At 75.6% G+C, this 25242-nt stretch carries 25 protein-coding genes and 1 riboswitch; of the genes, 5 read left to right on the top strand and 20 right to left on the bottom strand.

All coding sequences use genetic code 11. The annotated features are described in order from the left end of the window. Positions 1-10: 10 nt before the first annotated feature. From ribH to ligD, 7 genes are all read right to left on the bottom strand, one after another. Entirely contained in the window at positions 11-502 is a 492-nt protein-coding gene (gene ribH, locus ACOACO_RS10905; protein ID WP_420296243.1) for a 6,7-dimethyl-8-ribityllumazine synthase, read from the bottom strand. Next, positions 499-1899, bottom strand: coding sequence for a bifunctional 3,4-dihydroxy-2-butanone-4-phosphate synthase/GTP cyclohydrolase II (locus ACOACO_RS10900; RefSeq protein ID WP_420296242.1), 1401 nt, complete (start codon positions 1897-1899; stop codon positions 499-501). Before ACOACO_RS10900 ends, ribH begins: the two co-directional genes overlap by 4 nt. After that, complete coding sequence (pnuC, locus tag ACOACO_RS10895) at positions 1896-2666, bottom strand: nicotinamide riboside transporter PnuC (protein WP_420296241.1); 771 nt, start codon at positions 2664-2666, stop codon at positions 1896-1898. Before pnuC ends, ACOACO_RS10900 begins: the two co-directional genes overlap by 4 nt. Next, positions 2663-3343, bottom strand: coding sequence for a riboflavin synthase (locus tag ACOACO_RS10890; protein WP_420296240.1), 681 nt, complete (start codon positions 3341-3343; stop codon positions 2663-2665). The genes pnuC and ACOACO_RS10890 overlap by 4 nt, the downstream gene beginning before the upstream one ends. A gap of 1 nt (position 3344) precedes the next feature. Continuing rightward, positions 3345-4466, bottom strand: a complete 1122-nt coding sequence (ribD, locus tag ACOACO_RS10885; RefSeq protein WP_420296239.1) for a bifunctional diaminohydroxyphosphoribosylaminopyrimidine deaminase/5-amino-6-(5-phosphoribosylamino)uracil reductase RibD — start codon at positions 4464-4466, stop codon at positions 3345-3347. Positions 4467-4553: 87 nt separating this feature from the next. Then, a riboswitch (FMN riboswitch) is annotated at positions 4554-4683 on the bottom strand. A 125-nt stretch (positions 4684-4808) separates the two neighbouring features. Next, positions 4809-5477: a ribulose-phosphate 3-epimerase gene (rpe, locus tag ACOACO_RS10880; RefSeq protein WP_420296238.1), complete on the bottom strand. Its 669-nt coding sequence runs from the start codon at positions 5475-5477 to the stop codon at positions 4809-4811. Positions 5478-5498: 21 nt separating this feature from the next. Further along, positions 5499-6464: a non-homologous end-joining DNA ligase gene (gene ligD, locus ACOACO_RS10875; protein ID WP_420296237.1), complete on the bottom strand. Its 966-nt coding sequence runs from the start codon at positions 6462-6464 to the stop codon at positions 5499-5501. Positions 6465-6528: 64 nt separating this feature from the next. Between ligD and ACOACO_RS10870 the strand changes: the two genes are divergently transcribed. The 4 genes from ACOACO_RS10870 to ACOACO_RS10855 all read left to right on the top strand — a co-directional run bounded on the left by ACOACO_RS10870 (position 6529) and on the right by ACOACO_RS10855 (position 11270). Next, a complete protein-coding gene (locus ACOACO_RS10870; protein ID WP_420296236.1) occupies positions 6529-7194 on the top strand; it encodes an ArsR/SmtB family transcription factor in 666 nt (221 codons plus the stop codon). Beyond that, entirely contained in the window at positions 7191-8588 is a 1398-nt protein-coding gene (locus ACOACO_RS10865; RefSeq protein ID WP_420296235.1) for an MFS transporter, read from the top strand. Before ACOACO_RS10870 ends, ACOACO_RS10865 begins: the two co-directional genes overlap by 4 nt. A gap of 116 nt (positions 8589-8704) precedes the next feature. Beyond that, complete coding sequence (locus tag ACOACO_RS10860) at positions 8705-9424, top strand: AAA family ATPase (RefSeq protein ID WP_420296234.1); 720 nt, start codon at positions 8705-8707, stop codon at positions 9422-9424. Between the two features lie 325 nt (positions 9425-9749). After that, a complete protein-coding gene (locus tag ACOACO_RS10855; RefSeq protein ID WP_420296233.1) occupies positions 9750-11270 on the top strand; it encodes a hypothetical protein in 1521 nt (506 codons plus the stop codon). A 406-nt stretch (positions 11271-11676) separates the two neighbouring features. Here the strand turns inward: ACOACO_RS10855 and ACOACO_RS10850 are convergent, their stop codons facing one another. The 4 genes from ACOACO_RS10850 to def all read right to left on the bottom strand — a co-directional run bounded on the left by ACOACO_RS10850 (position 11677) and on the right by def (position 15229). Beyond that, on the bottom strand, positions 11677-13143 hold the full coding sequence (locus tag ACOACO_RS10850; RefSeq protein WP_420296232.1) for an RsmB/NOP family class I SAM-dependent RNA methyltransferase: 1467 nt from the start codon (positions 13141-13143) through the stop codon (positions 11677-11679). Beyond that, entirely contained in the window at positions 13136-13669 is a 534-nt protein-coding gene (locus ACOACO_RS10845; protein WP_420296231.1) for a hypothetical protein, read from the bottom strand. The genes ACOACO_RS10850 and ACOACO_RS10845 overlap by 8 nt, the downstream gene beginning before the upstream one ends. 5 nt (positions 13670-13674) lie before the next feature. Further along, complete coding sequence (fmt, locus tag ACOACO_RS10840) at positions 13675-14616, bottom strand: methionyl-tRNA formyltransferase (RefSeq protein ID WP_420296230.1); 942 nt, start codon at positions 14614-14616, stop codon at positions 13675-13677. Positions 14617-14683: 67 nt separating this feature from the next. Further along, the gene (def, locus tag ACOACO_RS10835) at positions 14684-15229 is read right to left on the bottom strand and encodes a peptide deformylase (RefSeq protein ID WP_420296229.1); all 546 of its coding nucleotides are present in this window, start codon (positions 15227-15229) and stop codon (positions 14684-14686) included. Positions 15230-15390: 161 nt separating this feature from the next. Here def and ppk2 point away from each other — a divergent pair, with 161 nt between their 5' ends. Continuing rightward, positions 15391-16278 (top strand): polyphosphate kinase 2, encoded by an 888-nt coding sequence (ppk2, locus tag ACOACO_RS10830; RefSeq protein ID WP_420296330.1) that lies wholly within the window; start codon positions 15391-15393, stop codon positions 16276-16278. Between the two features lie 32 nt (positions 16279-16310). Here ppk2 and ACOACO_RS10825 read toward each other — a convergent pair whose 3' ends face one another. The 9 genes from ACOACO_RS10825 to ACOACO_RS10785 form a co-directional block, all read right to left on the bottom strand. Continuing rightward, positions 16311-18404, bottom strand: coding sequence for a primosomal protein N' (locus ACOACO_RS10825; protein WP_420296228.1), 2094 nt, complete (start codon positions 18402-18404; stop codon positions 16311-16313). 45 nt (positions 18405-18449) lie between these two features. Next, positions 18450-19349, bottom strand: coding sequence for a hypothetical protein (locus tag ACOACO_RS10820; protein WP_420296227.1), 900 nt, complete (start codon positions 19347-19349; stop codon positions 18450-18452). A 19-nt stretch (positions 19350-19368) separates the two neighbouring features. Further along, entirely contained in the window at positions 19369-20574 is a 1206-nt protein-coding gene (gene metK / locus ACOACO_RS10815) for a methionine adenosyltransferase (protein ID WP_420296226.1), read from the bottom strand. Between the two features lie 125 nt (positions 20575-20699). Beyond that, a complete protein-coding gene (gene coaBC / locus ACOACO_RS10810) occupies positions 20700-21959 on the bottom strand; it encodes a bifunctional phosphopantothenoylcysteine decarboxylase/phosphopantothenate--cysteine ligase CoaBC (protein ID WP_420296225.1) in 1260 nt (419 codons plus the stop codon). A 25-nt stretch (positions 21960-21984) separates the two neighbouring features. After that, complete coding sequence (rpoZ, locus tag ACOACO_RS10805) at positions 21985-22314, bottom strand: DNA-directed RNA polymerase subunit omega (RefSeq protein WP_420296224.1); 330 nt, start codon at positions 22312-22314, stop codon at positions 21985-21987. Positions 22315-22344: 30 nt separating this feature from the next. Further along, positions 22345-22917 (bottom strand): guanylate kinase, encoded by a 573-nt coding sequence (gmk, locus tag ACOACO_RS10800; RefSeq protein WP_420296223.1) that lies wholly within the window; start codon positions 22915-22917, stop codon positions 22345-22347. Continuing rightward, positions 22910-23230 (bottom strand): integration host factor, actinobacterial type, encoded by a 321-nt coding sequence (gene mihF / locus ACOACO_RS10795; RefSeq protein ID WP_420296222.1) that lies wholly within the window; start codon positions 23228-23230, stop codon positions 22910-22912. Before mihF ends, gmk begins: the two co-directional genes overlap by 8 nt. Before the next feature lie 98 nt (positions 23231-23328). Beyond that, positions 23329-24168: an orotidine-5'-phosphate decarboxylase gene (gene pyrF, locus ACOACO_RS10790; protein WP_420296221.1), complete on the bottom strand. Its 840-nt coding sequence runs from the start codon at positions 24166-24168 to the stop codon at positions 23329-23331. Continuing rightward, positions 24165-25238, bottom strand: a complete 1074-nt coding sequence (locus tag ACOACO_RS10785; RefSeq protein WP_420296220.1) for a quinone-dependent dihydroorotate dehydrogenase — start codon at positions 25236-25238, stop codon at positions 24165-24167. Before ACOACO_RS10785 ends, pyrF begins: the two co-directional genes overlap by 4 nt. Positions 25239-25242 lie beyond the last annotated feature (4 nt).

Raw genomic sequence — 25242 nt, 5'->3', positions numbered from 1 at the left:
GGGCAGCAGCCTACGGCGTCCCGGCGGTGCCGCCGGACAGGCCCCGCAGCACCCCGGCGGTCTCGAGCGCGGCCGAGGTGGCCTCGTAGCCCTTGTCCTCGGCCGAGCCGGGCAGCCCGGCGCGGTCGAGGGCCTGCGCCTCGGTGTCGCAGGTCAGCACGCCGAAGCCGACGGGCGTGCCGGCGTCGAGCGCGACCCGGTTGAGGCCGTCGGTCGCCGCCGAGCACACGTACTCGAAGTGCGGCGTGCCGCCGCGGATCACGACGCCGAGCGCCACCACCGCGTCGTGGGTGCGCGCCAGGGCGGCGGCGACGACGGGCAGCTCGAAGGTGCCCGGCACGCGGACGACCGTCGGGTCGCTCACGCCGGCGTCGGCCAGCGCCCGGTGGGTGCCGGCCAGCAGGCCGTCCATCACCTCGGCGTGCCACGACGCGGCCACGACGGCCACGCGCAGGTCGGAGGCGTCACCGGGACGCAGGTCGGGGGCTCCGTGGCCGCTCATCGGTGGGCTCCTTCGTCGGTGTGGTCGCGGTTGCCGGTGTGGCCGGCGTGCTCGGCGTCGTCCAGCGGGATGGTGGCGTTGCCGGTCGGCTCGTGCGTGACGGGGTCGACGTGGGGCGGGTCGACGACGAGGTCGGCCTCGTCCGCGGCCGCCGGGTCGGGCGCGGCGGGCGCCCAGCCGTCGAGGCCGTCGAGCTGGTGGCCCATCCGGTCGCGCTTGGTGAGCAGGTAGGCGATGTTGTGGTCGTTGGGCAGCGTGGCGAGCGGCACGCGCTCGGCGACGTGCACGCCGTACTCCTCCAGGTTGGAGGTCTTCTCGGGGTTGTTCGTCAGCAGCCGCACGCTGCGCACCCCGAGGTCGCGGAGGATCTGGGTGGCGGTGCCGTAGTGGCGGGCGTCGGCGGGCAGCCCGAGGTCGAGGTTGGCGTCGACGGTGTCGCGGCCGCCGTCCTGCAACGCGTAGGCCTGCAGCTTCGCCACGAGGCCGATCCCGCGGCCCTCGTGGCCGCGCAGGTAGACGACGACGCCGCGGCCCTCGGCGACGATGCGGGCGATCGACTCGTCGAGCTGCGGGCCGCAGTCGCAGCGCTGCGAGCCGAACACGTCACCGGTGAGGCACTCCGAGTGCACCCGGGTCAGCACCGGCTCGTCGCCCGAGAGGTCGCCGGCGACGAGCGCGACGTGCTCGGAGCCGTCGATGCTGATGCGGTAGCCGTACGCCGTGAGGTCGCCGTGGGCGGTCGGCAGCCGGGTCTCGGCGACCCGCTCGGCGTGGCGCTCGACGCGGCGGCGGTAGCGCACCAGCTCCTCGATCGAGATCATCGCCAGGCCGTGCTCGTCGGCGAACTCGCGCAGCTCGGGGCCGCGCTTCATCGTGCCGTCGTCGTTGACGACCTCGACGAGCACGCCGACCGGGGTGAGGCCGGCGAGGCGGGCGAGGTCGACGGCGGCCTCGGTGTGGCCGCGGCGCACGAGCACCCCGCCCTCGCGGTAGCGCAGCGGGAAGACGTGCCCCGGCCGGGTCAGCTCCCACGGCTCGGTCGCCGAGTCGGCGAGGGTGCGCACCGTGTGGGCGCGGTCGGCGGCGCTGATGCCCGTGGAGACGCCGTCGCGGGCGTCGACCGAGATCGTGTACGCCGTGCGCAGCTTGTCGCGGTTGTGGGGCGTCATCAGCGGGATCTCGAGGCGGTCGAGCATCTCCCCCGGCATCGGCGCGCAGATCACGCCCGAGGAGTGGCGGACGGTGAAGGCCATCAGCTCGGGGGTGGCGCGGGCGGCCGCGAAGATGATGTCGCCCTCGTTCTCGCGGTCCTCGTCGTCGACCACGACGACGGCCTTGCCTGCGGCGATGTCGGCGACGGCACGCTCGACGCTGTCGAGCCGGACGGTGGTGCTCACGGGCGGGTGCTCCTTGCTGCGGCCGCCTCGGCGGGCGCGACGGGGATTGCGGGGACGGTGGGTGCGAGGGGCTCTGCCGACGCCGGGGGCTCGGTGGCCTCGGACCGGGCGAGCGCGTGGAGGCGGCGCTCGACGCGCCACCAGGTGACGAAGCCGAGCACGACGAAGGCGGCGTACACGACGTACATGGCCGCGGTCGGGTAGTAGCCGGCCTCGAGCAGCGTGGTGACGCCGACGACGTCGACCGCCAGCCAGACCAGCCAGAACTCGACCCAGCCGCGGGCCATCCCGTAGGTGGCGAGCATGGAGCCGGCCAGGATCCAGGCCTCGGTCGCCGGCCCCCACGACCCGAGGTGGGTGAGCGCGGCGTACGCGGCGGCGTACCCCACGACGCCGAGCACCGCGAGCTGCAGCCAGCCGGAGGGGCCGGCCCACCGCGGTACGACGGCCCCGCCGTCCGCGGCCCCGCCGGCGCGGCGCAGGCGGCTCCAGCGCCACCAGCCGTAGAGGCCGACGGCCGCGAAGAACACCTGGCGCCCCGCCTGGCCCCACAGGGGCTCGGCGACGACGTTGCTGAGCTCGCCCCAGGCGAAGACGCCGAAGAGCAGGACGTTGCCGACGAGCCCGACCGGCCACGCCCACACGACGCGGCGCATGCCGAGCAGGGCGCTGGCCAGGCCGAACGCGTTGCCGACGACCTCGGGGACCGAGAGGTAGCCGCCGCCGACGGCGAGCTGCCCGTGCAGCAGCCACTCCAGGGGGCTCACGCGTCACTCCCGTCGTGCTGGTGCCCGGCGGTGCGGGTGTCGGCGGAGCGGGAGGCCGCGGCGATGCGGGCCAGCTGGTCGTCGGCGTACCCGCCGCTGACCAGGCGCTCGACGTGCTTGGCGATGACGTCGACCTCGAGGTTGACGGGGTCGCCGACCGCGCGGGCGCCCAGCGTCGTGCGGGCGAGGGTCTCGGGGATGAGGCTGACCGTGAACGTGCGCTCGCCGACGTCGACGAGGGTGAGGCTGACGCCGTCGACCGTGATCGAGCCCTTCTCCACCAGGAAGCGGGCGAGGCTCTCGGGGTAGGCGACCTCGACGACCGTCCAGTGCTCGCTCGGCCGGCGGTCGACGACCTCGCCCACGGCGTCGACGTGGCCCTGCACGACGTGGCCGCCGAGGCGCTGGTCGGCGCGCACCGCCCGCTCGAGGTTGACGACGTCGCCCACGCGGCGGCGGCCCAGCGTCGTGCGGGCCAGCGACTCGGCCATCACGTCGGCCGTCCACGTGTCGTCCCCGCGGGTGGCGACCGTCAGGCAGCAGCCGTCGACGGCGATCGAGTCGCCGAGGCGCGCGTCGCCGAGCACGGTGGTCGCGCGCACGGTGAGGCGGATCGCGTCGTCCTGCTGCTCGATGGCCTCGATGGCGCCGAGCTCCTCGACGATGCCGGTGAACACGTCAGATCATCTCCGTCTGGTCCGGGGTGGGTGGTGCGGTGGTGCCGTCGGGGCCCGTCACGACGGGCCGGAGCACGAGGCGGACGTTGGTGTCCTCACCCGTGCCGACCGTCGCCGCGTCGAGCACCTGGAGGTGCAACGCATCGGTGACCGTGGTGATGCCCAGGTCGCCGACGGCGGAGCGGCCGGCCCCCAGCAGCAGGGGCGCGACGTACACGACGACCTCGTCGACGAGGCCGGCGGTGAGGAACGCGGCGGCCACCGTGGGACCGCCCTCGAGGAAGACGTGGCGCGCCTCGCGCTCGGCCAGCAGCGCGAGGGCCTCGTGGGGGTCGCGGGTGCGCAGGTGGACGGTCGGGGCCGTGGCGTCGAGCACCTGGGCGCCGTCGGGGACGTCGCGCAGCCCCATCACCGCGCGCAGCGGCTGCACGGGGAGCGGGGCGTCGTCGGCGCCACGGACGGTCAGGCGCGGGTCGTCGTCGAGGACCGTGCCGGTGCCGGCGAGCACGACGTCGGCCTCGGCGCGCAGCCGGTGGGTGTCGGCGCGGGCGGCCGGCGAGCTGATCCAGCGGCTCGTGCCGTCGGCGGCGGCGCTGCGCCCGTCGAGGGTCGCCGCGAACTTCCAGGTCACGAACGGGCGGCCGCGGGTGACCGCGGTCGTCCACGCCCGGTTGAGCGGCTCGACCTCGTCGACGAGGACGCCGGTGAGGACCTCGACCCCGGCCTCGCGCAGGGTGGCGGCTCCCCCGGCGGCCGTCGGCGTCGGGTCGGTCTGGGCGACGACGACGCGCGCCACGCCGGCGGCCAGCAGCGCCTGCGCGCAGGGGCCCGTGCGGCCGGTGTGGTTGCAGGGCTCGAGGGTGACGACGGCGGTGGCGCCCCGCACGTCGACCCCGGCCTCCGCGGCGGCCGCCAGGGCGACGACCTCGGCGTGCGGCGTACCGGCCCCGGTGTGGGCGCCCGCGGCGAGCTCGGTGCCGTCGGGGGCCAGCAGCACGCAGCCGACGCGCGGGTTCGGCCCGGGGCGGCCGCGCTCGCGGGCCAGCGCCAGGGCGCGCCGCATCGCGTCGCGCTCGGCGGGCGTAGCACCGCCGTCGGCGGTGCGGGGGGTGTCGCTGGTCATGCGCTGCGTCTCCCGGTCGGTCACGGACACCGGGGGCGCGCGGACCGTCGCGGGTCGACGCAAGGGACGTCGGACCGCGGCGACCACGTGCGTGCGCTTCCCATCCGGACTCTCACCGTCGGTCCAGGAATCCCACCTGGTCAGCCGGCCGCTGGATGCGGCCGGGTCGCGGACTCTCACCGCCGGCTCGGAATTTCACCGACCCCAGTGCACGCGAGTTGGTCAACTCGTCTGGCGGGATTCTGGCACACGGCCACCGCCGGGCGTCGACGTCCCGTCCTGCGGACGGGGCGGGACCGGGGCGGGCGCGGGTCGGTCGGGCGCGGGTCCGTCGGGCGCGGGTCAGGCCGAGGCGCGGGCGGCGTCGCCCGCGGCGCGCAGCGCGCCGATCATCGCGTCGGGGTCGTCGGCGGAGTAGACGGCGCTGCCGGCGACGAACACGTCGGCGCCCGCCGCGGCGCAGCGCTCGATGGTCTCCAGGGAGACGCCGCCGTCGACCTGCAGCGCGCAGGCCACCCCCCGGGCGTCCAGCAGCGCGCGGGCGCGGCGGATCTTCGGCAGCACGAGGTCGAGGAACTTCTGGCCGCCGAAGCCGGGCTCGACCGTCATGAGCAGCAGCATGTCGAGCTCGCCGAGCATGTCCGCGTAGGGCTCGACGGGGGTGGCCGGCTTCAGCGCCATGCTCGCCCGGCCGCCGGCGGCCCGGATCTCGCGCGCCAGGCGCACCGGCGCCGCGGCGGCCTCGACGTGGAAGGTCACCGACGCGCAGCCGGCCTCGACGTACGTCGGGGCGTGGCGGTCGGGGTCGGCGATCATCAGGTGCGCGTCGAGCGGGGTGTCGGTGGAGCGCGCCAGCGCCTCGACCATCGTCGGGCCGAAGGTCAGGTTCGGCACGAAGTGGTTGTCCATCACGTCGACGTGCACCATGTCGGCGCTCGGGATGCGCGCGACCTCCGCGCCCAGCGCGGCGAAGTCGGCGTTGAGGATGCTCGGCGTGATCTGGATGCCCACGGGTGGCGATCCTAGGGGTGCTCAGGCGTCGTCGTCGGGCGGGGGCGCCGCGCCCTCCGCCTCGTCCCGGTCGGCCCACTCCAGCAGCGGCGCGATGTCGAAGACGTGCTCGTCGGCGTGCAGCCCCGCGTGGAGGTCGCCGAGCTCGGCGAAGCGCGCGGGCACCGTGAACATCGTCAGGTCGCGCGGGTCGGCGTCGGCGACCTCGTCCCAGCGCAGCGGGGTGGACACGCGGGCGTCCGGCAGGCCTCGCAGGGAGTACGCCGCCGCGATCGTGTGGTCGCGGGTGTTCTGGTTGTAGTCGACGAAGACCTTCGCCGGGTCGCGGTCCTTGCGCCACCAGGCGGTCGTCACGTCGTCGGTGCGGCGCTCGACCTCCCGGGCGAAGGCGTGGGCGGCGCGGCGCACGTCGGCGAAGCCGTGGGTGGGCGGGATCCGCACGTACACGTGCAGGCCCTTGGAGCCGCTCGTCTTGGGGTAGCCGACGGCGCCCAGCTCGTCGAGCACCTCGTGCACGACCGCGGCGACGCGGCGCACGGTCGCGTAGTCGCAGGCGTCCCCCGGGTCGAGGTCGATGCGCCACTCGTCGGGCTGCTCGACCTCGCCGCGCCGGCTGTTCCACGGGTGGAACTCGACCGTCGACATCTGCACCGCCCAGATCACCGCGGCCGGCTCCGTCACGCACAGCTCGTCGGCCGTGCGGCCCCAGCGCGGGAAGAACAGCTCGACGGTCTCGACCCAGTCGGGCGCGCCCGCGGGCAGCCGCTTCTGGTGCACCTTGTCGCCGGCCAGCCCCTTGGGGAACCGGTGGAGCATGCAGGGCCGCTCGAGCAGCGCGCCGGTGATGCCGTCGGCGACGGCCAGGTAGTACTCCACCACGTCGAGCTTCGTGGCCCCGGACTCCGGGAAGTAGACGCGGTCGGGGTTGCTCACCCGCACGACGCGGGAGCCCACCTCGACCTCGACGGACGGCGACTTCGACGGCACGGGCGCCAACGTAGCCGAGCGGTCCCCCTTGACGGAATGGTCGGCGATTCCGGACCATACGGCCATGACCGACCGTTCTTCCCCCGACTACGACCTCGACGACGAGCTCGTCGTCACCGACCCGGAGCAGTACCGGGCGCTGTTCGAGGAGACCCGCACCCGGATCGTGACGCTCCTGCTCGACCGCGCCGCGACGACCTCGGAGCTGGCGGAGGTGCTCGGCCGCCCGAAGGGGACGGTGGGCCACCACCTCAAGACGCTCGAGCGTGCCGGGCTCGTGCGGGTCGTGCGCACCGAGCGGGTGCGCGCGCTCGAGGCGCGCTACTACGGGCGCACCGCCCGGACCTTCCTCTACCACCCCGTCGGCGAGGCGGTGGGCTGGCAGCAGCGCCTCCTGGAGCGCGCGGCGGCCGAGATCGGCGCCGTGCCGGACGGGGGCGCGGACGGGGGCGCGGACTGGGGCGCGGACGGGGGCACCGACGGGGGCACCGACGGGGGCACCGACGGGAGCGCGGACGGGGGCACCGACGGGGGCCGGGAGACGTGGCCCACCACGGCGTACCTGCGCCAGGCCCGCATCCCCCGCGAGCGGGCCGAGGAGTGGGACCGGCGGCTCGGCGAGCTCGTCACCGAGTTCGCGGCGCAGCCCGCGGAGGGCGGCACGACGTACGCCGTGGTGGCCGGCATCTACCCGACCCGCGGCCTGCCCGCGCCCGGGGAGGGGTCGTGAGCGCCGCCTCGACCGCACCCCCGCCGACCGGCTCGCGGGGGCTGGGGGCGCGCTACCGGCGCGTGCTGGCGTCGTCGGCGGCCGCGAACCTCGGCGACGGGCTCATGGTCGTCGCCGTCCTGTGGCTCGCGTCGTCGCTGACCCGCGACCCGTTCGTCATCACCCTGATCGGCCTGGCCTCGCGGTTGCCGTGGCTGGTGTTCACCCTCCTGGCCGGCGTGCTCACCGACCGCATCGACCGTCGCCTCCTCGTCGGCTCGATGGACGCGGTGCGGTGCCTCGCGGTCGCGCTGCTCGCCGTCGTCGTGGGCCTGCACCAGTCCTCGCTGCCGACCCCCGCCGAGCTCGCCGCGGGCGCGCCTGCGCCCGACGCGGCACCCCTCCTGCTCGTCGTGCTGGGGGTCGTCTCCCTGCTGCTCGGGTTCGCCGAGGTGCTGCGCGACAACGCGGCGCAGACCCTCCTGCCGGCCGTCGTCGACCGCTCCCAGCTCGAGCGCGCCAACGGGCGGCTGTGGGCGGCGGAGAGCACGATGAACAACTTCGTCGGGCCGCCGCTGGCCGGGCTGCTCCTGGGCGTCGCCCTCGTCGTGCCGTTCGCCGCCAACGCCGGCCTGCTGGCGCTGAGCGCCGTGCTCGTCCTCGGCCTGCGGGGCGACTTCCGTCCGCGCGGGGCACCCGCCGTACCCGGGACCGTGCCGTCCGCCCCCAGCTGGCGTCGCGAGCTGGCCGAGGGGTTCGGCTGGCTGTGGCGGCACCGGCTGCTGCGCACCCTCGCGCTCATGCTCGGGGCGATGAACCTGCTGACCACCGCGGCGTTCGTGACCCTCGTGCTGTTCGTGCAGGAGGTGCTGGGCGTGCTCGACGGGTGGGCGTTCGGCCTCGTCACCACGGGTACGGCGGTCGGCGCCGTCGCCGCGTCGCTGGTGGTCGACCGGGTCGTGGCGCGGCTCGGTCCGGGCCCGTCGCTGCTCGTGTCGGTGGTCGGGTCGACCGTCGTGCTGGTCGTGACCGGCCTGACGTCGTCGCCCGTGCTGTTCTGGGTGATGGGCGTCGTCACCGGCCTGTTCGTCGTGCTGTGGAACGTCGTCACCGTGTCGCTGCGCCAGCGCATCATCCCCGACCACCTGCTGGGCCGGGTCAACTCGGTCTACCGGTTCTTCGGCTGGGGGATGATGGCCGTCGGCAGCCTGCTCGGCGGTGCCGTCGTCGTGCTGGTCGACGCCGTCGGCGACCGCGAGTGGGCGCTGCGGGCGCCGTTCCTCCTCGCCGCCGCCGGCCACCTCCTGCTCGTGCCCGTCGCCGCCCGGCGCCTCGGGACCTCCGCCGTCCGCGCGGCGGAGGCCGAGGCGGAGGCGGCGGAGGCTGGGACGGCGGAGGCCGCTTCGGCCGGGTGAGCCGTCGCCACCTCGTTCCCACCGGCCGTACGGCGCCCCGCACCGTCGGTGGGGTGCGGCAAGGTGGTCGTCGGTGACCGGCCCGAGGATCGGGTGGGCAGGCGGGAGGGGGAGACGTGAGGTTCGACCAGCCACCGGTCGTGCGGGCCGCGGTGGACCCGGAGCGGCCGCCGCCGGAGCCCGGGGTGTGGCCGCTGACGGTGCCGGCCGTGGCGCAGCTCGTCCGCGACGGCTTCGAGCCCGCACCCGGCGTGACCTTCCTCGTCGGGGAGAACGGGTCGGGCAAGTCGACCATCGTCGAGGCGCTGGCCGAGGCGTACGGGCTCCCTCCGGAGGGCGGGTCGACCCAGGGAGGCCAGGAGACGCGGCGCAGCGAGTCGCCGCTGGGCCGTTCGTTGCGGCTGCAACGCGGGATCGGCTCGGGCCGGTGGGGGTTCTTCCTGCGCGCGGAGACGATGCACGGCTGGTACACGTTCGCGGAAGGGACCGGAGGCGGGCCCTCGTTCCACGAGCTCAGCCACGGGGAGGGTTTCCTCGAGGTGCTGCGGACCCGGGTCGACACCCCCGGGTTCTACTGCCTGGACGAGCCCGAGGCGGCCCTGTCGTTCTCGGCCACGCTGGCCCTCGTCGGCCACCTGGACGACCTCGTGGCGTCGGGGGCGCAGGTCGTGTGCGCTACCCACTCCCCCGTCCTCGCCTCGCTCCCGGGCGCCCACATCCTGGAGCTCGGCCCGTGGGGCATGCGGGAGACGACCTGGGACGACCTCGAGTTGGTCGAGCACTGGAAGCGGTTCCTCGACGCCCCGGGGCGGTACCTGCGGCACGTGCTGGAGTGAGGGACCTCGTGGCGACATGACCAGGTCGCCTGGTGGTTGAGGTGGCCGCGGTGGCGCCGGCGGTCGAGGTGTCCGAGGCGCTCCCCGGTGGTTGAGGTGTCCGAGGCGCTCCGCGGTGGTTGAGGTGTCCGAGGCGCTCCGCGGTGGTTGAGGTGTCCGAGGCGCTCCGCGGTGGTTGAGGTGGCCGCGCCAGCGGCCCTCGAAACCACGATCGAGTTCCCCCGGCGGACCCCATCCGAGCGCCCTCGAAATCCGTCGAACTCTCTTTCCCCAGGCCCCGTTCTCAGACCGAGAACTGTCGGTGGCCACCCCTAGCGTTGTCGGTATGAACCAGCCGAGCACCGCAGTCGTCGAGGCCCCTCCGGCCCTCGACTCGGCTGCGCTGCTCGCGACCGCCCGCGAGGCTGCTGCGACACAGATGGCCGCCGAGGTGGCCACGTTCATCGCGGTCGCCGACTGGGCCGACGCCCACACCGACGGCACCATCGGCGACCACATCGGCCCGCTCGGGCTGTGGCACGAAGACCCCCACGCGGTCCCCGGCGGGGACCGGTACCTCGAGCTCGGCGGACCCGGCGCACCCCTTGTCTCAGAGTTCTGCCTCCACGAGATCTCCGCCGCGCTCGGCCGCTCCGTCGCCTCTGGCCGTCCGCTGGTGGGTGATGCCATCGAGCTGCGCCACCGACTCCCCCGCCTCTACGCCCGCGTCCTGGCCGGCGCCGACCCGACGACGCAGAACCGTGCGCTGCCCGTCTGGCGAGCCCGCAAGATCGCCGCCCTCACGCGCAGCCTCACCGCTGAGGGCGCGGACTTCGTGGACCGCAACCTCGCCCCCGTCGCCCACCGCGCCACGATGCCGGCCGTCGAGCGCCTCGTCGCCGAAGCCGTCGCGCGCTTCGACCCCGAGAACGCCGAGCTCGACCGCGCCGACGCCGACGCGAGCCGGTACTTCACCATCGAGACCACCCCGGTCGACGCAGCATCGCCCTGGACCGGCGTCGTCCCCGTGCACGGGACCCTCGACCTGGCAGATGCTCTCGATCTGGACAACGCGGTCCAGCGCGTCGCGGCCGACCTCGCCGCCGCGGGCTGCGACGCCGACCTCGACGTACGTCGCTCCATGGCCGTCGGTGAGCTGGCCCGGCGTCAGACCGCGCTCGACCTCCACGGAGCCGACCCGGTCAGCGATGGGTCCAGCGACGCAAATCCGGCCGACTCGACCCGAGCAGCCGCGCGGCAGGTGGTGCTCTACGTCCACCTCTCCGACGCCGCCATCACCGCCCACCGCAGTGGCGACGGCCCCGAAATCGACGCCGCCACCGGCGCCACCGGCATCGACCTCGCCCGCCTCGAGAACCCGCGCAGCCTGATGACCGCCGACCAGGTCCGCGACTGGTGCCGCGCACGCGACACCACGGTGATCGTGAAGCCCGTCATCGACCTCGCCGAGCACGTCGCCGTCGACGCGTACGAGGTGCCCGACCGGATCGCCGAGCGGGTCCGTCTCGACCGCCCCACCTGCGCGTTCCCCTACTGCGGACGACCAGCCAGGGGCCTCGACCTCGACCACATCGAGCCCTACCGGTCGAACGCAGCACCGGGCGCAGGTCAGACCTCCACCGCCAACCTCGCCCCGCTGTGCCGCGGCCACCACCGCGTCAAGACCCACCCCTCTCCGACCGGATCCAGCCCACCGCGCCACTCCGGCGACCCGGACCCGCCGGGCTGGGACCCACCCGACCGGCGATGGCGCTACCACCGGGACCCGCTCGGCACCTACCTCTGGACCAGCCCGCACGGGCTCAAGTACGCCGTCGACCCCACCGGAACGACACCACTCGACTAGCAACGCCCATCACCGCCGACCCTGCCACCACCGTGTCGGGGCCACCGGCATGCCCAGGCGTGGTTTCGAGGGCCGCTGACGCGGCCACCTCAACCACCGGAACGCAGCCCGGCCACCTCAACCACCGGAACGCAGCCCGGCCACCTCAACCACCGGAACGCAGCGCGACCACCTCAACCACCGGAAGCCAACGCGGACATGACGACCGCCGGAGCCCGGCGCGGCCACCTCGACCACCGGCGCGGCTGCGGCCACCTCGACCACCGACACCCAGCGCGCGGCGCTGCCGCCTCGACCCGCGGCGTACCGGCCCCCCACCCCGAGTCGGGGTCGCGGTAGGAGCGATAGCCCTCGACTACCGCTCGTACCGCGACTTGGCGCTTGCCGCAGCGCCGCCGCATCCCGCTCAGCGGCGGCGCAGCAGGGCGACGAACATGGCGTCGGTGCGGTGCTCGTGCGGCCACAGCTGCACGGTGGGGGTGCCGTCGACCAGCGCCGGTCCACGAGCGGAGGTCACGTCGGGGAGCAGGGCGGTGGCGTCCTCGGCCACGACGTCGTCGCGGCGACCCAGGACGACCTCGACGACCTCGACGGTCTCGGCGGGCACGGGCGAGCAGGTCGCGTAGACCACGACACCACCGGGCCGCGTCAGGGTGAGGGCCGCGTCGAGGAGCCGCTCCTGCAGCGGCACCAGGTCCCGCAGGTCCGACGGCTGACGGCGCCACCGCGACTCCGGGCGCCGGCGCAGGGCGCCGAGGCCGGAGCACGGCGCGTCCACGAGCACGCGGTCGAAGGAGCCCGGCGCCCACTCCGGGGCGGTGCCGTCGCCGGTGACGACCGCCTCGACCCCCGGCGCGAGCGTGCCGTCGGGGAGGGAGAGGGCGCGTCGTACCAGCTCGGTGCGGTGCTCCTGCGCCTCGTTCGCCACGAGCCGGGCACCGCGGGAGCCTGCGAGCGCCGCGAGCAGGGCAGCCTTGCCGCCGGGCCCGGCGCAGAGGTCGAGCCAGCGCTCGTCCCGTCCGTCGACGGCGGCCGCGGCGAGCGCCACGGCCACCAGCTGCGACCCCTCGTCCTGCACGCCGGCGTCGCGGGCGGTGACGGCGGCGAGGTCGCCGGGGTCGCCGCCGGGCAGCGCGACCCCGTACGGCGACAGCTCGGTGGCCGCGCCCCCGGTCTGCTCGACCAGCTCGTCCCGCCCGATCCGGCCTGGGCGGGCGACGAGGGTGACGCCGGGTGCGAGGTTGTCGGCGCTCAGCAGCGCGTCGAGATCGTCGGGCCGCCCCGAGCGCTCGAGGCTGTCCACCAGCGCCGCCACGACCCAGCGCGGGTGACTGTGCGCGATGGCCGCGAAACCCACGGGGTCGGCCGTCGGGTCGGGGGCGACGCGCCGCACCCAGCCCGCCAGGTCGTGCTCGGCGACGCGTCGCAGCACCGCGTTGGTGAAGCCGGCCGGGCCCTGCCCGACGCGGGCGCGGACGAGGTCGACGGTCGTCGAGATGGCCGCGTGGGCCGGCACCCGCATCGACAGCAGCTGGTGCGCGCCGAGGCGCAGCGCGTCGAGCACCTTGGCCTCGACCTTCGCCAGCGGCCGGTCGACGCAGGCGGCGACGACGGCGTCGTACGTGCCCTGCCGGCGCAACGTGCCCGCCGCGAGCTCGGTCGCGAAGCCGGCGTCGCGCCCGCTCAGCCCGTGCTTGCGCAGCACGTCGGGCAGCACCAGGTTGGCGTACGCACCCTCGACGCGCACGGCGACGAGCACGTCGTACGCCGCGAGCCGGGCCGGGTCGGCGGAGCGCCGCGCCGCCGGGGGTCGCCCGCCTGCGCGGGGAGCTCCCCCGCGGCCGCGCGCCGGACGGCGTCGGGGGTCAGCCACGGGGAGCCCCCGTCCGGTCGAGCCGGTCGAGCCGGTCGAGCCCGACAGGCTCGTCGGACCCGACGGCCGCCGTGAACGCCCGCGCCAGCTTCGCCGGGGCGAGGCGCAGCCACGACTCGGTCAGCACCTCGCGCAGCTCGCCGCGGGTGATCTCCCCCAGCCGCGACTCCTGCACCAGCAGGCTGTCGTGGCCGTCGAGGTGGGGCACGGTGAAGAACGGCCCGTCGGCCTCGACGAGCGCCGCCTTCGCCCCCTGGTCGGCGGCCCAGAGCACGAGCAGGTCCTCGTACGGCGTGCCCGTGGCGGGGTCGACCGCCGTCGGGTCGGGCCGTCGGCGGATGCAGAAGCCACGCGGCCTCGCCTTGGTCGCCGGGTCGGAGACGAGGTAGGTGGGCATGTCGCCCCACGAGGTGCCGTAGGTGACGTGCGGCAGGGCGAGGCAGAGCTCGTGCACGTCGTCCGCGGTCGCCGGACGGTCGTCGTCGGGCGACGCCGGGGAACCGGGCCCCGCGGCACCGGAGGCCACGGCGCTCAGACCCCGAACCGGGCGCCGGACTCCAGGCGCACCCCGCGGGCCCAGTCGGCCGCCGCCATCTGCTTCTTGCCGAACGCCTTGACCTCGCCGAGGCGCACCGGGTGGGTGCCGGTGCCGACGTACACGGCGTTCTTGGTCACCTCGAGCTCGCCCGGCGCCAGCGCGGGACGCTCGGCGTCGATCACGACGGGCCCGATCTTGATGCGCTGCGACTCGCCGTCGACGAGCTGGGTCGACCATGCGCCGGGCGCCGGGGTGCACGCGCGGACGCGACGGTCCACGGCGACGGCGGGCTCGGTCCAGTCGACCTGGGCGTCCTCGACGACGATCTTCGGCGCGAAGGACACCCCGTCCTCGGGCTGCTCGCGCGCCACGAGCGAGCCGTCCTCGATGCCGTCGAGCGTCGCGACGAGCAGGCCCGCGCCCCCCTCGGCGAGGCGCGCCAGCAGGTCTCCGGAGGTGTCGTCGGGACGGATCCGCTCCGTCATCACCCCGAACGTGGGCCCGGCGTCGAGGGCCTTGACGATGCGGAACGTCGTCGCGCCCGTGACCTCGTCACCGGCCCACACGGCGTGCTGCACCGGGGCGGCGCCGCGCCACGAGGGGAGCACCGAGAAGTGCAGGTTGATCCAGCCGTGCGGCACCAGGTCGAGCGCCGACTGGGGCAGCAGGGCGCCGTACGCGACCACCGGGCAGGCGTCGGGCCGCAGCGCCGCGAGCTCCGCCTGGAACTCGGGGTCGCGGGGGTGCTCCGGCTTCAGCACGGGCACGCCCAGCTCCTCGGCCCGCTGCGCGACGGGGCTCGCGACCAGCTTGCGACCCCGGCCCGACGGGGCGTCGGGACGCGTCACCACCCCGACCAGCTCGTGCGCCGACTCGGCGATGGCGTTGAGGGCGGGGACGGCGACCTCGGGGGTGCCGGCGAAGACGACGCGCATGGGGCGGGGGGTGCTCCTGGTTCGGGTCGGGGTGGGACGGGCGGGACGGGCGGGGGTGGGGCGTGCGTCAGCGACCGAAGGGGCCGGTCGGGTGGGGCGAGACCTTCACGGTGGGCTTCTCCAGCCCGAACCACTCGGACTCGCGGATCTCCTTCATCGCGGCCTTGCGCGCCTCGGCGTCCAGCTTGTCGATGAAGAGCACGCCGTCGAGGTGGTCGGTCTCGTGCTGGATCGCGCGCGCCAGGAAGTCGGAGCCGCGGACGGTGACGGGCTCGCCGTACATGTCGAAGCCGTGCGCCACCACCGACAGCGCCCGGCGGCACTCGTAGGTCAGCTCGGGCAGGGACAGGCAGCCCTCGAGGTCGAGCTGCTCCTCCTCCGAGAGCTCGAGCGTCGGGTTGACCAGGTGGCCGAGCTCGCCGTCGACGTTCCAGGTGAACACTCGCGCGCTGACGCCGATCTGCGGCGCGGCCAGGCCGGCGCCGGGGGCGTCGAGCATCGTGTCGGTCAGGTCCTGCACGAGAGTGCGCAGCTCGCGGTCGAAGTCGGTGACCTCGTTCGCGCGGCGGCGCAGGACGGGGTCACCGAAGAGCCGGATGGGTTGGATCGCCACCGGACCAGTGTAGGAGCCCGCCGCACCCGCCCCGGCCACCCACCGGGCCACCCACCGGACACCGACCGTTCACCGCCCGCCCCTAGCGTGCGCGGGCCGCGCGGAGGGGCGCGCGGGACATCGACGAGAGGAAGAGGACACCGGTGGTGAAGCGCGAGGTGCTGGACGACGTCCGGGCCTACATCGACCGCCTGCAGGTGGAGGGCTACGCCCTCGGGGCGGACCACGACGACGACCCGGTCCTCATCGACCCGCAGGGGCGCGCCGTCGACACCTGGCGGGAGAACTACCCGTACGACGAGCGCCTGAGCCGCGAGACCTACGACGAGCAGAAGTACGCGCTGCAGGTCCAGCTGTTGAAGTTCCAGCGCTGGCAGGGAGCGACCGGCGCCAAGCACGTCATCGTCTTCGAGGGCCGCGACGCCGCCGGCAAGGGCGGCACGATCAAGCGCTTCATGGAGCACCTCAACCCGCGCCACGCCCGCACGGTCGCGCTGGGCAAGCCCAGCGACCGCGAGCAGCAGCAGTGGTACTTCCAGCGCTACGTGCAGCACCTGCCCACCGCCGGCGAGCTCGTGCTCTTCGACCGCAGCTGGTACAACCGCGCCGGCGTCGAGCGCGTCATGGGCTTCGCCACCGACGAGGAGTACGAGCTCTTCATGCGCCAGGCGCCGCTCTTCGAGCAGATGCTCGCGGAGAGCGGCGTGCACCTGACGAAGTTCTGGTTCTCCGTGACGCAGTCGGAGCAGCGCACGCGCTTCATCATCCGCCAGGTCGACCCCGTGCGGCAGTGGAAGCTCTCGCCGATGGACCTGCAGTCGCTGGACCGGTGGGACGCCTACACGGCGGCCAAGGAGGCGATGCTCCTGCGCACCGACACCGACGTCGCCCCCTGGACGACCATCAAGTCCAACGACAAGAAGCGCGCCCGGCTCGAGGCCATGCGCCACTTCCTGTCCACCGTCGAGTACGACGGGAAGGACCACGACGTGGTCGGCGAGCCCGACCCGCTCGTCGTGCGCCGCGGCGTCGACGCCGTCGGCGACTGACGGGCCCCCGTCGCTCTGGCCCGTGGGGGAGGTCAGAGCGACGGCGGGTCGACCTGCACCCGTACGGCGGCCAGCTTGCGGGCCGAGCGCTCCCGCACGGCGGCGCCCAACGCGTCCTCCAGGGCCCGGCTCGCCGCGAGCGGCACCCGCACGACCGCCCGGACCTCGGGGTCCTCCACCGGTCCGCCGCGGGGTGCGACCGGAACCGGCACCGGACCGAGCACCTCGACCGGCGGCGGCACCTGCAGGTGCTCCAGGAACACCTCGACCGCGTCCGGCTCCCCGGTCACGCTCGCCAGACGCGTGCCCGGGGGCAGTCGGGCGGAGACGCGGTCGGCGGCCTCGCGGTCGGCGTACCCCGCCGGGTCCCAGCGCACGAGGGCCTGCAGCACCGGCTCGGCCGGGTCGCCCACGGCCACGACCTCCGCGCCGGGGCGCACGAGGGCCGCGGCGTTCATCCAGCGCCGCAGGGCCTCCTCCCCCGTCCGCAGGTCGACGCGGGCCAGCGCCAGCCACGTGTCGAGCAGCACGACGGCGGCGTACCCGCCCTCGGCGGCGGGCTCGGCGCCCGGCGTGGCCACGACGAGCGCCGGGGTCGCCGGCACCGTCGCGAGCACGCGGTCGCCCGCCGAGGTGCGCACCGGCACCGCCGGGAACGCCCGGCCCAGCTCCTCGGCCGTGCGGGTCTCCCCCAGCACCGGCGCGCGCAGCCCGCGGTGCCCGCAGGTGCCGCACGCCCACTGCGGCGCCTCGGTGCCGCACCAGCGGCAGGCGGGCGGCTCGGTGGCGGTGCGCAGCTGCAGGGGGCCGGTGCACCGCGTGCAGCGCGCCGGGGTGCGGCACCGCTCGCACGCCAGGCTCGCGGCGTAGCCCGACCGCGGGGTCTGCACCAGCACGGGGCCGGACTCGAGCCCCGCCCGGAGGGCGTCGCGCGCGGCGGTCGGCAGCCGGGTGGTGCGGGCGTACGGGTCGCGCTCGAGCTCGCGGTCGGTCGCCCCGGCCACGCGCACCCGGACCCGCTCCCGCAGCACCGCCCGGGGCAGGGCGATCGGCGCCGCCCACCCCTCGGTCAGCAGCTGGCGCGCCTCGACCGAGCAGGCGTGGCCGCCCAGCAGCGCCGCCGCCCCGCTCTGCTCGGCCCGCAGCACCGCGACCTCGCGCACGTGGGGGTACGGCGCCCGCGGCTCCGCGTGCAGGTCGTCCCCGTCGTCCCACACGACCACGAGCCCGAGGTCGGCCACCGGGGCCCAGATCGCGCCCCGGGTGCCCACCACCACGCGGCGGGCGCCGCGGCTCACGGCGAGGAAGTCCCGGTACCGCGCCGCCGGGCCCGCGTCGGCGCGCAGCCCCACGTGGTGGCCCTCCCCCAGGACCGCGGTGAGGGCGGCGTCGACGCGGTCGACGTCCTTGCCGTCGGGCACGCAGACGAGCACCCCCCGGCCCGCGGCGTACGCCGTCGCGGCGGCGAGCGCGACCAGCCGCGGCCAGTCGGTGGCCGGCGGCGCCGACCAGACGGCGCGCACGGCCTCGCCGCGCGCCAGGTGCTCGCAGAACGCCGCCCCGTGCTCGTGCTCCCCCCACGCCTCGGCGGCGGCGGCCCGGACGGCCGCGGGGGCAGGCGGCGTCGCGGCGGCCACGGGCGCGGCCTTCTCGGTCGTCGCGTGCCGCGGGGGCACGGCCAGGCGGAGCACGTCGGCGCGCGAGCCCGCGTAGCGCCGCGCCACCCGCGCGGAGAGCTCGGCGACGTCGGCGTGCAGCACGGGCTCGGCACTCACGACCCGGCGCAGCGGCTGGAGCCGCGGGTGGTCGGAGGCCGCGCGCCGGGCGACGACGAAGCCGTCGACGTCCTGCCCCGCGAACCGCACCTTCACCCGCACGCCGGGCAGCGCGGTCTCCGCCATCGCGGCGGGCACCAGGTAGTCGAACGGCCGGTCCAGGTGGGCCAGCGGGACGTCCACCAGGACCTCCGCGACGGGGTCGACCTCCGCCGGCTCCACGGCCTTGCGGCGCTTCGCCGCGGCGGCCGCCGTCTCGGCCCGGGCCTCCCGCACCGCCCCGCGGACGGCGCCGCGCAGCTCCGGCAGCAGCGAGGGCTGCTCCGGCTCCGGGGCGTCGGGCGTGGTCACGGGAGAAGGTCTACCGGGTCGCACCGACGACCGGTGCGGGGGGCCTCAGTCCTGGCGGCGGGCACCCTGCCGGCGGGCGCGCCGGGCGCTCCTCTGGGCGGTCGGTGCCAGCGCCCCCGGCGCGGCGGTGCGGGCGCGGGCGACCGCGTCGGGCGCAGCGAGGCCCCGCCGCTCGACGACGTCGAGGGCCCGGGCCAGGTCGCGCGCCACCCGCTCGCGCTCCGCGGCCGGCAGCGCGGCGGCGAGCGCCACGGGGTCGCCGCCGGCCCCCGCGGGGGCCGCGTCCGGGTACGGCGCGACCCGCTGCGCGACCACGGCCACCACGACGGCGAGCCCGGCGACCGCCACGGCGGCGACGGTCGGCACGGCCACCTCGGGTGCCCACCGGCCCGTGGTGACGAGCCAGCCGAGCGTGGTGGTCCCGTGGACCGCCAGCACCACGCCGAGGAGCACCCACAGGTCGGTGGCCACCGGGCGGCGTCCGCGGAGGCGGGTGACGAGCCAGCTCGCCCACCGCGCCACCAGGGCGACGAGCGTGACGACTGCCGCCACCCCCGCGACCCGGTCGGTGGTCGCCGGGGAGGGTGCGCCGTACCCGGCCTCGGAGCCGAGCAGGACCACGGCCACCGCGACGCCGAGCACGGCGACGAGGGTCAGCGCGACGAGCGCACCCGCCGGCAACGCGTCGGCCGGCCGCCGCCAGCGGCGCCGCGGGTCGAGCGCGTCCTGCACCTCGGGGTGCCGGGCGAACGCGGCGACCTCCAGGCCCAGCCAGGGGACGGCCGCGCCGTCGCGCACGTGCGCGACGAGGTGCTGGGCGCTGCGGGCCGGGACGTCGTGGAGGTCCTCGACGTGGACCCCGGGGACGCGGCCCGCCTCCGACCACGGGGAGGGCCCGCCGTACGCGGAGTGACCCCCGCAGCCGTCGCCCCCGCCGCCGTCCACAGCCGCCTCGGCTACGGGATCAGACGCCCGCGGCGGCGCGCAGCGCGTCGGCGCGGTCGGTGCGCTCCCACGTGAACTCGGGCAGCTCGCGGCCGAAGTGGCCGTACGCCGAGGTCAGCGAGTAGATCGGACGCAGCAGGTCGAGGTCGCGGATGATCGCCGCGGGGCGCAGGTCGAAGACCTCGAGCACGGCCTTCTGGATGACCTCGTCGGAGACCACGCCGGTGCCGAACGTCTGGATGAACACGCCGACCGGGTGGGCCTTGCCGATCGCGTAGGCGACCTGCGCCTCGGCCCGCCGGGCCAGGCCGGCCGCGACGATGTTCTTGGCCACCCAGCGCATCGCGTACGCCGCGGAGCGGTCGACCTTCGACGGGTCCTTGCCCGAGAAGGCGCCGCCGCCGTGGCGGGCCATGCCGCCGTAGGTGTCGACGATGATCTTGCGGCCGGTCAGGCCGGCGTCGCCCATGGGGCCGCCGACGACGAACTTGCCGGTCGGGTTCACCAGCAGGCGGTAGCCGTCCGAGGGGATGTCGAACTGCGCGAGCACCGGCTCGATGACGTGCTGCTGGATGTCGGGCTCGAGCTGGGTCGCCAGGTCGATGCCGTCGGCGTGCTGCGTGGAGAGCACGACGGTGTCGATGCGCACCGGGCGGTCGTCCTCGTCGTACTCGATCGTGACCTGCGTCTTGCCGTCGGGACGCAGGTAGCCCAGCGTGCCGTCCTTGCGCACGGTCGAGAGGCGCTCGGAGAGGCGGTGCGCGATGGTGATCGGCAGCGGCATCAGCTCGGGGGTGTCGTCGCTGGCGTAGCCGAACATGAGCCCCTGGTCGCCGGCACCCTGCTTGTCGAGCTCGTCGTCGGAGGAGCCGACGCGCGCCTCGTGACCGTCGTCGACGCCCTGCGCGATGTCGGCGGACTGGCCGCCGATCGCGACCTGGACGCCGCAGGAGGAGCCGTCGAAGCCCTTGTCGGAGGAGTCGTAGCCGATCTCGAGGATCTTGCGGCGCACGAGCTCGGCGACGGGGGCGTACGCGTTGGTGCGCACCTCGCCCGCCACGACGACGAGGCCGGTGGTCAGGAGCGTCTCCACGGCGACGCGGAGGTTGGCCGTGTCCCCGTCGTTCGCGAGCAGGTAGTCCAGCACGGTGTCGCTGATCTGGTCAGCGATCTTGTCCGGGTGACCCTCGGTCACGGACTCCGACGTGAAGAGACGTCCAGGCACGTTCGCTCACTCCCACTCGACGAGGCGTTCGGAACGCACGGCTGCGCCCCGCCGAAACCATAGTCGGGGGGCGGAGGGCGACCGGAATCCGGCGCGCCGTCCCGGGACGTGGACAGCCGGGCGGTTCAGCCGCGGGCGGGCAGGAGCGGGACGACCTGGTCCCAGATGGCGTGGGCGAGGACGCCCTTCGCCGCGCGGGGCACCTCGACCGCGGTGCCGTCGGCGCCGAGGATGACGGCCTCGTTGTCGGTGCTGCCGAACACCGCTCCCCCGCTGACGTCGTTGACGACCAGCAGGTCGCAGCCCTTGCGGGCCAGCTTCTGGCGCCCGAGCTCGAGCACCGAGCCGGTCGCGTCTCCGGTCTCCGCGGCGAACCCGACGACCACGATGCCCGGCGCGGGGCGCTCGTGGGAGAGGCCCGCGAGGATGTCGGCGTTCTGCACGAGCTCGAGCGGCGCCGCCGAGCCGTCGGCGAGCTTCTTGATCTTGGCGTCGCTGAAGGCGGCGGGCCGGAAGTCGGCGGGCGCGGCGGCCATGACGACGGCGTCGGCGCCCTTCGCCTCGGCCGTCATCGCCGCGGCGAGCTGCGCGGTGGTCTCCACCCGTACGACGCGCGCCCCCGCGGGGTCGGGCAGGTCCACGTTGGCCGCGACGAGCACGACCTCCGCGCCGCGGGCGAGCGCGGCCCGCGCCAGCGCGTGGCCCTGGCGCCCCGAGGAGCGGTTGCCGAGGAAGCGGACGGGGTCGAGGTACTCCCGCGTGCCGCCGGCCGAGACGACCACGCGGCGCCCGGCGAGGTCGGGGCCGGTGCCGCCCGCCAGCGAGCGGGCCAGCACGTCGGAGGCCACCTCGAAGATCTCCGACGGGTCCGGCAGGCGGCCCTTGCCGGTGTCCTTGCCGGTGAGCCGGCCCTCGGCGGGCTCGACGACGAGGATCCCGCGGGAGCGCAGCGTGGCGACGTTGGCGACCGTCGCGGGGTGCTCCCACATCTCCGTGTGCATCGCGGGGACCATGACGATCGGGCACCGGGCGGTGAGCAGGGTGTTGGTGAGCAGGTCGTCGGCCAGGCCGTGCGCGGCCTTCGCCATCAGGTCGGCGGTGGCCGGGGCGACGACGACGAGGTCGGCGGTCTTGCCGATCCGCACGTGGGGCACCTCGTGCACGCCGGACCACACGTCGCTCGCGACGGGCTTGCCCGAGAGGGCCGCCCAGGTCGGCGCGCCGACGAACTCGAGCGCGGCGGCGGTCGGGACCGCCGTCACGTCGTGGCCCGACTCGGTGAAGCGGCGCAGGACCTCGCAGGCCTTGTACGCCGCGATGCCGCCCCCCACCCCGAGCACCACGCGCGGACGGGCCACGGGTGCGCTCGGGTCGGGGGACGGCATCGGGGTGGTGAGCGTGGTGCTCAGGTCACTCGGCGCCGAACGGCGACTCGACGGCAGCGGTCTTCGCCGCTGCCTCCTCCGCCTCCAGCTCGGCCGGGTCGACGTCCTCGCAGGTCAGCAGGTCCTCGTTGATCTCGCGCAGCGCGATGGAGAGGGGCTTCTCCTGCACGTGGGTGTCGACCAGCGGACCGACGTACTCCAGCAGGCCCTCGCCGAGCTGGGAGTAGTAGGCGTTGATCTGCCGCGCGCGCTTGGCGCTGTAGAGGACCAGCTGGTACTTGCTGTCCGTCTTCGTCAGCAGGTCGTCGATGGGCGGGTTGGTCACGCCCACGGCGGCGATTTCAGGGGCAGACACGCAGCAGCCTCACAGGTGATCGGGGGTGTTTCAGCGCGCCCGAGCGGGCGCACCCATCAAGGCTACCAACTCCTGCGCCGCAGCAGGAACTTCGTGGTTCACGACCGTCACGTCGAACTCGTGCTCGGCGGCCAGCTCCTCGCGCGCCGTCTCGAGCCGACGCTCGCGCTCCTCGGCCGTCTCGGTGCCCCGCCCGACGAGCCGGCGGACCAGCTCCTCCCAGCTCGGGGGCTTGAGGAACACGAAGAGCGCGTCGGGCATCGTGCGCCGCACCTGGCGCGCGCCCTGCAGGTCGATCTCGAGCATCGCGGGCCGGCCGGCGGCCAGCGCCTCCTCGACCGGGCGGCGCGGGGTGCCGTAGCGGGCCGCCTTGTGGACCACGGCCCACTCCAGCAGGTCGTCGTCGGCCACCATGCGGTCGAACTCCTCGTCGGAGACGAACCGGTAGTGCACGCCGTCGACCTCCCCGGGCCGCGGCCGGCGGGTGGTCGCCGAGACGGAGATCCACACCTCCGGGTGGTTGGCGCGCACCGCGGCGGCGACGGTGCCCTTCCCGACGGCCGTGGGGCCGGCGAGCACGACGAGGCGCGAGCGGTCAGCCACGTGGGCCGAACTCGGCCTCGAGGGCGGCGACCTGCTTGGCGCCCAGGCCGCGCACGCGGCGGCTCTCCGCGATCTGCAGGCGCTCCATGATCTGCTTCGCGCGCACCTTGCCGACGCCCGGCATGGACTGCAGCAGGTCGAAGACGCGCATCTTCGCGATGACCTCGTTGCTCCCCCGGTCGCCCAGCACCTCCGAGATCGAGGCGCCGGCGGTCTTCAGCCGGTTCTTGACCTCCGCCCGCTCCCGCCGCGAGGCCGCTGCCTTCGCGAGCGCGGCCTGACGTTGTTCGGGGGTGAGGGGGGGCAGGGCCACGGGCAGTCCTCGACTAGGCATGGGGGGAGACGACGGGCCAATCTAGCCACGCCGTCGCGCAGGAGGCAATCGCCGCGGTCCGACGGGCGCCCGGCTCGTCAGGAGTCGAGCAGGGCGCGGAACGCGGCGTTGGAGCGCAGCGCCGCCTCGCGCACCGCGGGTACGGCGGGCCCCGCCCCCAGCACCTCGCGCGAGGAGCTGGGGAGCACGTGGCGGGCCTGGTCGCCGAAGATCCGGCGCACGTCCTCCAGAGTGCCGCCCTGCGCCCCCACACCGGGCGCCAGCAGCGGTCCGCCGATGTCCAGCGACTCCCCCGCCGACGCGTCCACGCCGGCGATCGTGGCGCCCACGACGGCCCCGAACGACCCCAGCGGGTCGGCGCCGGCGTTGAGCGCCCGCAGCTCGTCGAGCACCTCGGCGGCCACGGAGCGGCCCTCCCGGCGGGCCGACTGCACGGCGGGCGCCTCCGGGTTCGAGGTGAGCGCCAGGACGAACAGCCCCCCGCCGTGGCGCCGGGCCGTGTCGACCATCGGCGCCAGCGACCCGAAGCCGAGGAACGGGCTCGCCGTGATCGCGTCCACCGCCAGCGGCGACGACGGGTCGAGGTAGGCGTCCGCGTAGGCCTGCGAGGTGGAGCCGATGTCGCCGCGCTTCACGTCGAGGAGCACGAGCGCGCCGGCCGCCCGCAGGTCGGCGACGGTCCGCTCCAGCGTGGCGATGCCCGCGCTGCCGAACCGCTCGAAGAAGGCCGACTGCGGCTTCACGACCGAGCACACGGGGCCCAGCGCCTCCGCCGCGGTCCGGGCGAACCGCTCCAGCCCGGCCGGGGTCGCGTCGAGGCCCCAGGCGGCCAGGAGGCCGGGGTGCGGGTCGATCCCGGCGCAGAGCGGGCCGCGCTCGGCGGTCGCGGCGGCGAGGCGGGCGCCGAACGGCGTCATCGGGTGCTCCCGTCGTGCGTCGTGAGCTCCTGCGCCACGCGGCGCGCGAAGAACGGGCCCTCGTAGACGAAGGCCGAGTAGGCCTGCACCAGGTCGGCGCCGGCCCGGACGCGGGCGAGCGCCTCGGCGGGGCCGTCCACCCCGCCGACGGACACGAGCGCGGGTCCGTCGAGCCGCTCGCGCAGCAGGGCGAGCACCTCGCGGGAGCGGGCGGCGACGGGCGCGCCGGAGAGCCCGCCGGCGCCGATGGCCTCGACCTCCGCGGCGGGGGTGCGCAGGCCGTCGCGGCGCACGGTGGTGTTGGTGGCGATGACGCCGTCGAGGCGCTGGTCCATCGCCAGGTCGGCGACCGCGAGCACGTCGGCGTCGGCCAGGTCGGGGGCGATCTTCACCAGCAGCGGCACCCGGCGCTCGGCCCGCACCGCGTCGGCGTTCTCCCGCACGGCGGCCAGCAGCGGGGCGAGCCGCTCGACGGCCTGCAGCGAGCGCAGGCCGGGCGTGTTGGGCGAGGAGACGTTGACGACGAGGTAGTCGGCGTACGGCGCCAGCAGGCGCGTGCTCGTCGTGTAGTCGCGCAGCACGGCGGTCTCGTCGTCCTCCGGCACGACCTTCGACTTGCCGATGTTGACGCCGAGCACGACCTCGGGGCGGCGGCCGGAGCGCTCGATGCGGTCCGCCCGCAGCGCGAGGCGCTGGGCCACGGCGACGGCGCCGTCGTTGTTGAAGCCCATCCGGTTGACGACCGCCCGGTCGGCGGGCAGCCGGAACAGGCGCGGGCGGGGGTTGCCCGGCTGCGCCAGCGCCGTGACGGTGCCGATCTCGACGTGGCCGAACCCGAGGGCGGCCAGCGCGTCGATGCCGACCGCGTTCTTGTCGAACCCGGCCGCGAGCCCGAAGCGGTGCGGGAAGCGCAGGCCCATCACGTGCACGGGCGCCGTGGCCGCCGGCGCGACCCGCGCCGCCCGCAGGCCGGGCGCCGCCGCCCGGATGGCCCGGAAGGAGGCGTGGTGCGCCGCCTCCGGGTCCGTCCGCGTCAGGACGTGGCGGAAGAACCGGTCGTAGGTGCCCACCCGC

The sequence above is a fragment of the Nocardioides sp. CPCC 205120 genome, assembly GCF_048654585.1.
In the GTDB taxonomy this organism is placed as follows: domain Bacteria; phylum Actinomycetota; class Actinomycetes; order Propionibacteriales; family Nocardioidaceae; genus Nocardioides.
The sequence above is the reverse complement of the archived record's forward strand: the minus strand, read 5'-3'. Positions and strand labels throughout refer to the sequence as shown.

What these genes read in the sequence shown, in the direction of transcription:
- ribH (WP_420296243.1), bottom strand. Translation starts at nt 502, where the DNA reads ATGAGCGGCCACGGAGCCCCCGACCTGCGTCCCGGTGACGCCTCCGAC.
- ribD (WP_420296239.1), bottom strand. Translation starts at nt 4,466, where the DNA reads ATGACCAGCGACACCCCCCGCACCGCCGACGGCGGTGCTACGCCCGCC.
- ACOACO_RS10870 (WP_420296236.1), top strand. Translation starts at nt 6,529, where the DNA reads ATGACCGACCGTTCTTCCCCCGACTACGACCTCGACGACGAGCTCGTC.
- ACOACO_RS10855 (WP_420296233.1), top strand. Translation starts at nt 9,750, where the DNA reads ATGAACCAGCCGAGCACCGCAGTCGTCGAGGCCCCTCCGGCCCTCGAC.
- fmt (WP_420296230.1), bottom strand. Translation starts at nt 14,616, where the DNA reads ATGCGCGTCGTCTTCGCCGGCACCCCCGAGGTCGCCGTCCCCGCCCTC.
- coaBC (WP_420296225.1), bottom strand. Translation starts at nt 21,959, where the DNA reads ATGCCGTCCCCCGACCCGAGCGCACCCGTGGCCCGTCCGCGCGTGGTG.
- pyrF (WP_420296221.1), bottom strand. Translation starts at nt 24,168, where the DNA reads ATGACGCCGTTCGGCGCCCGCCTCGCCGCCGCGACCGCCGAGCGCGGC.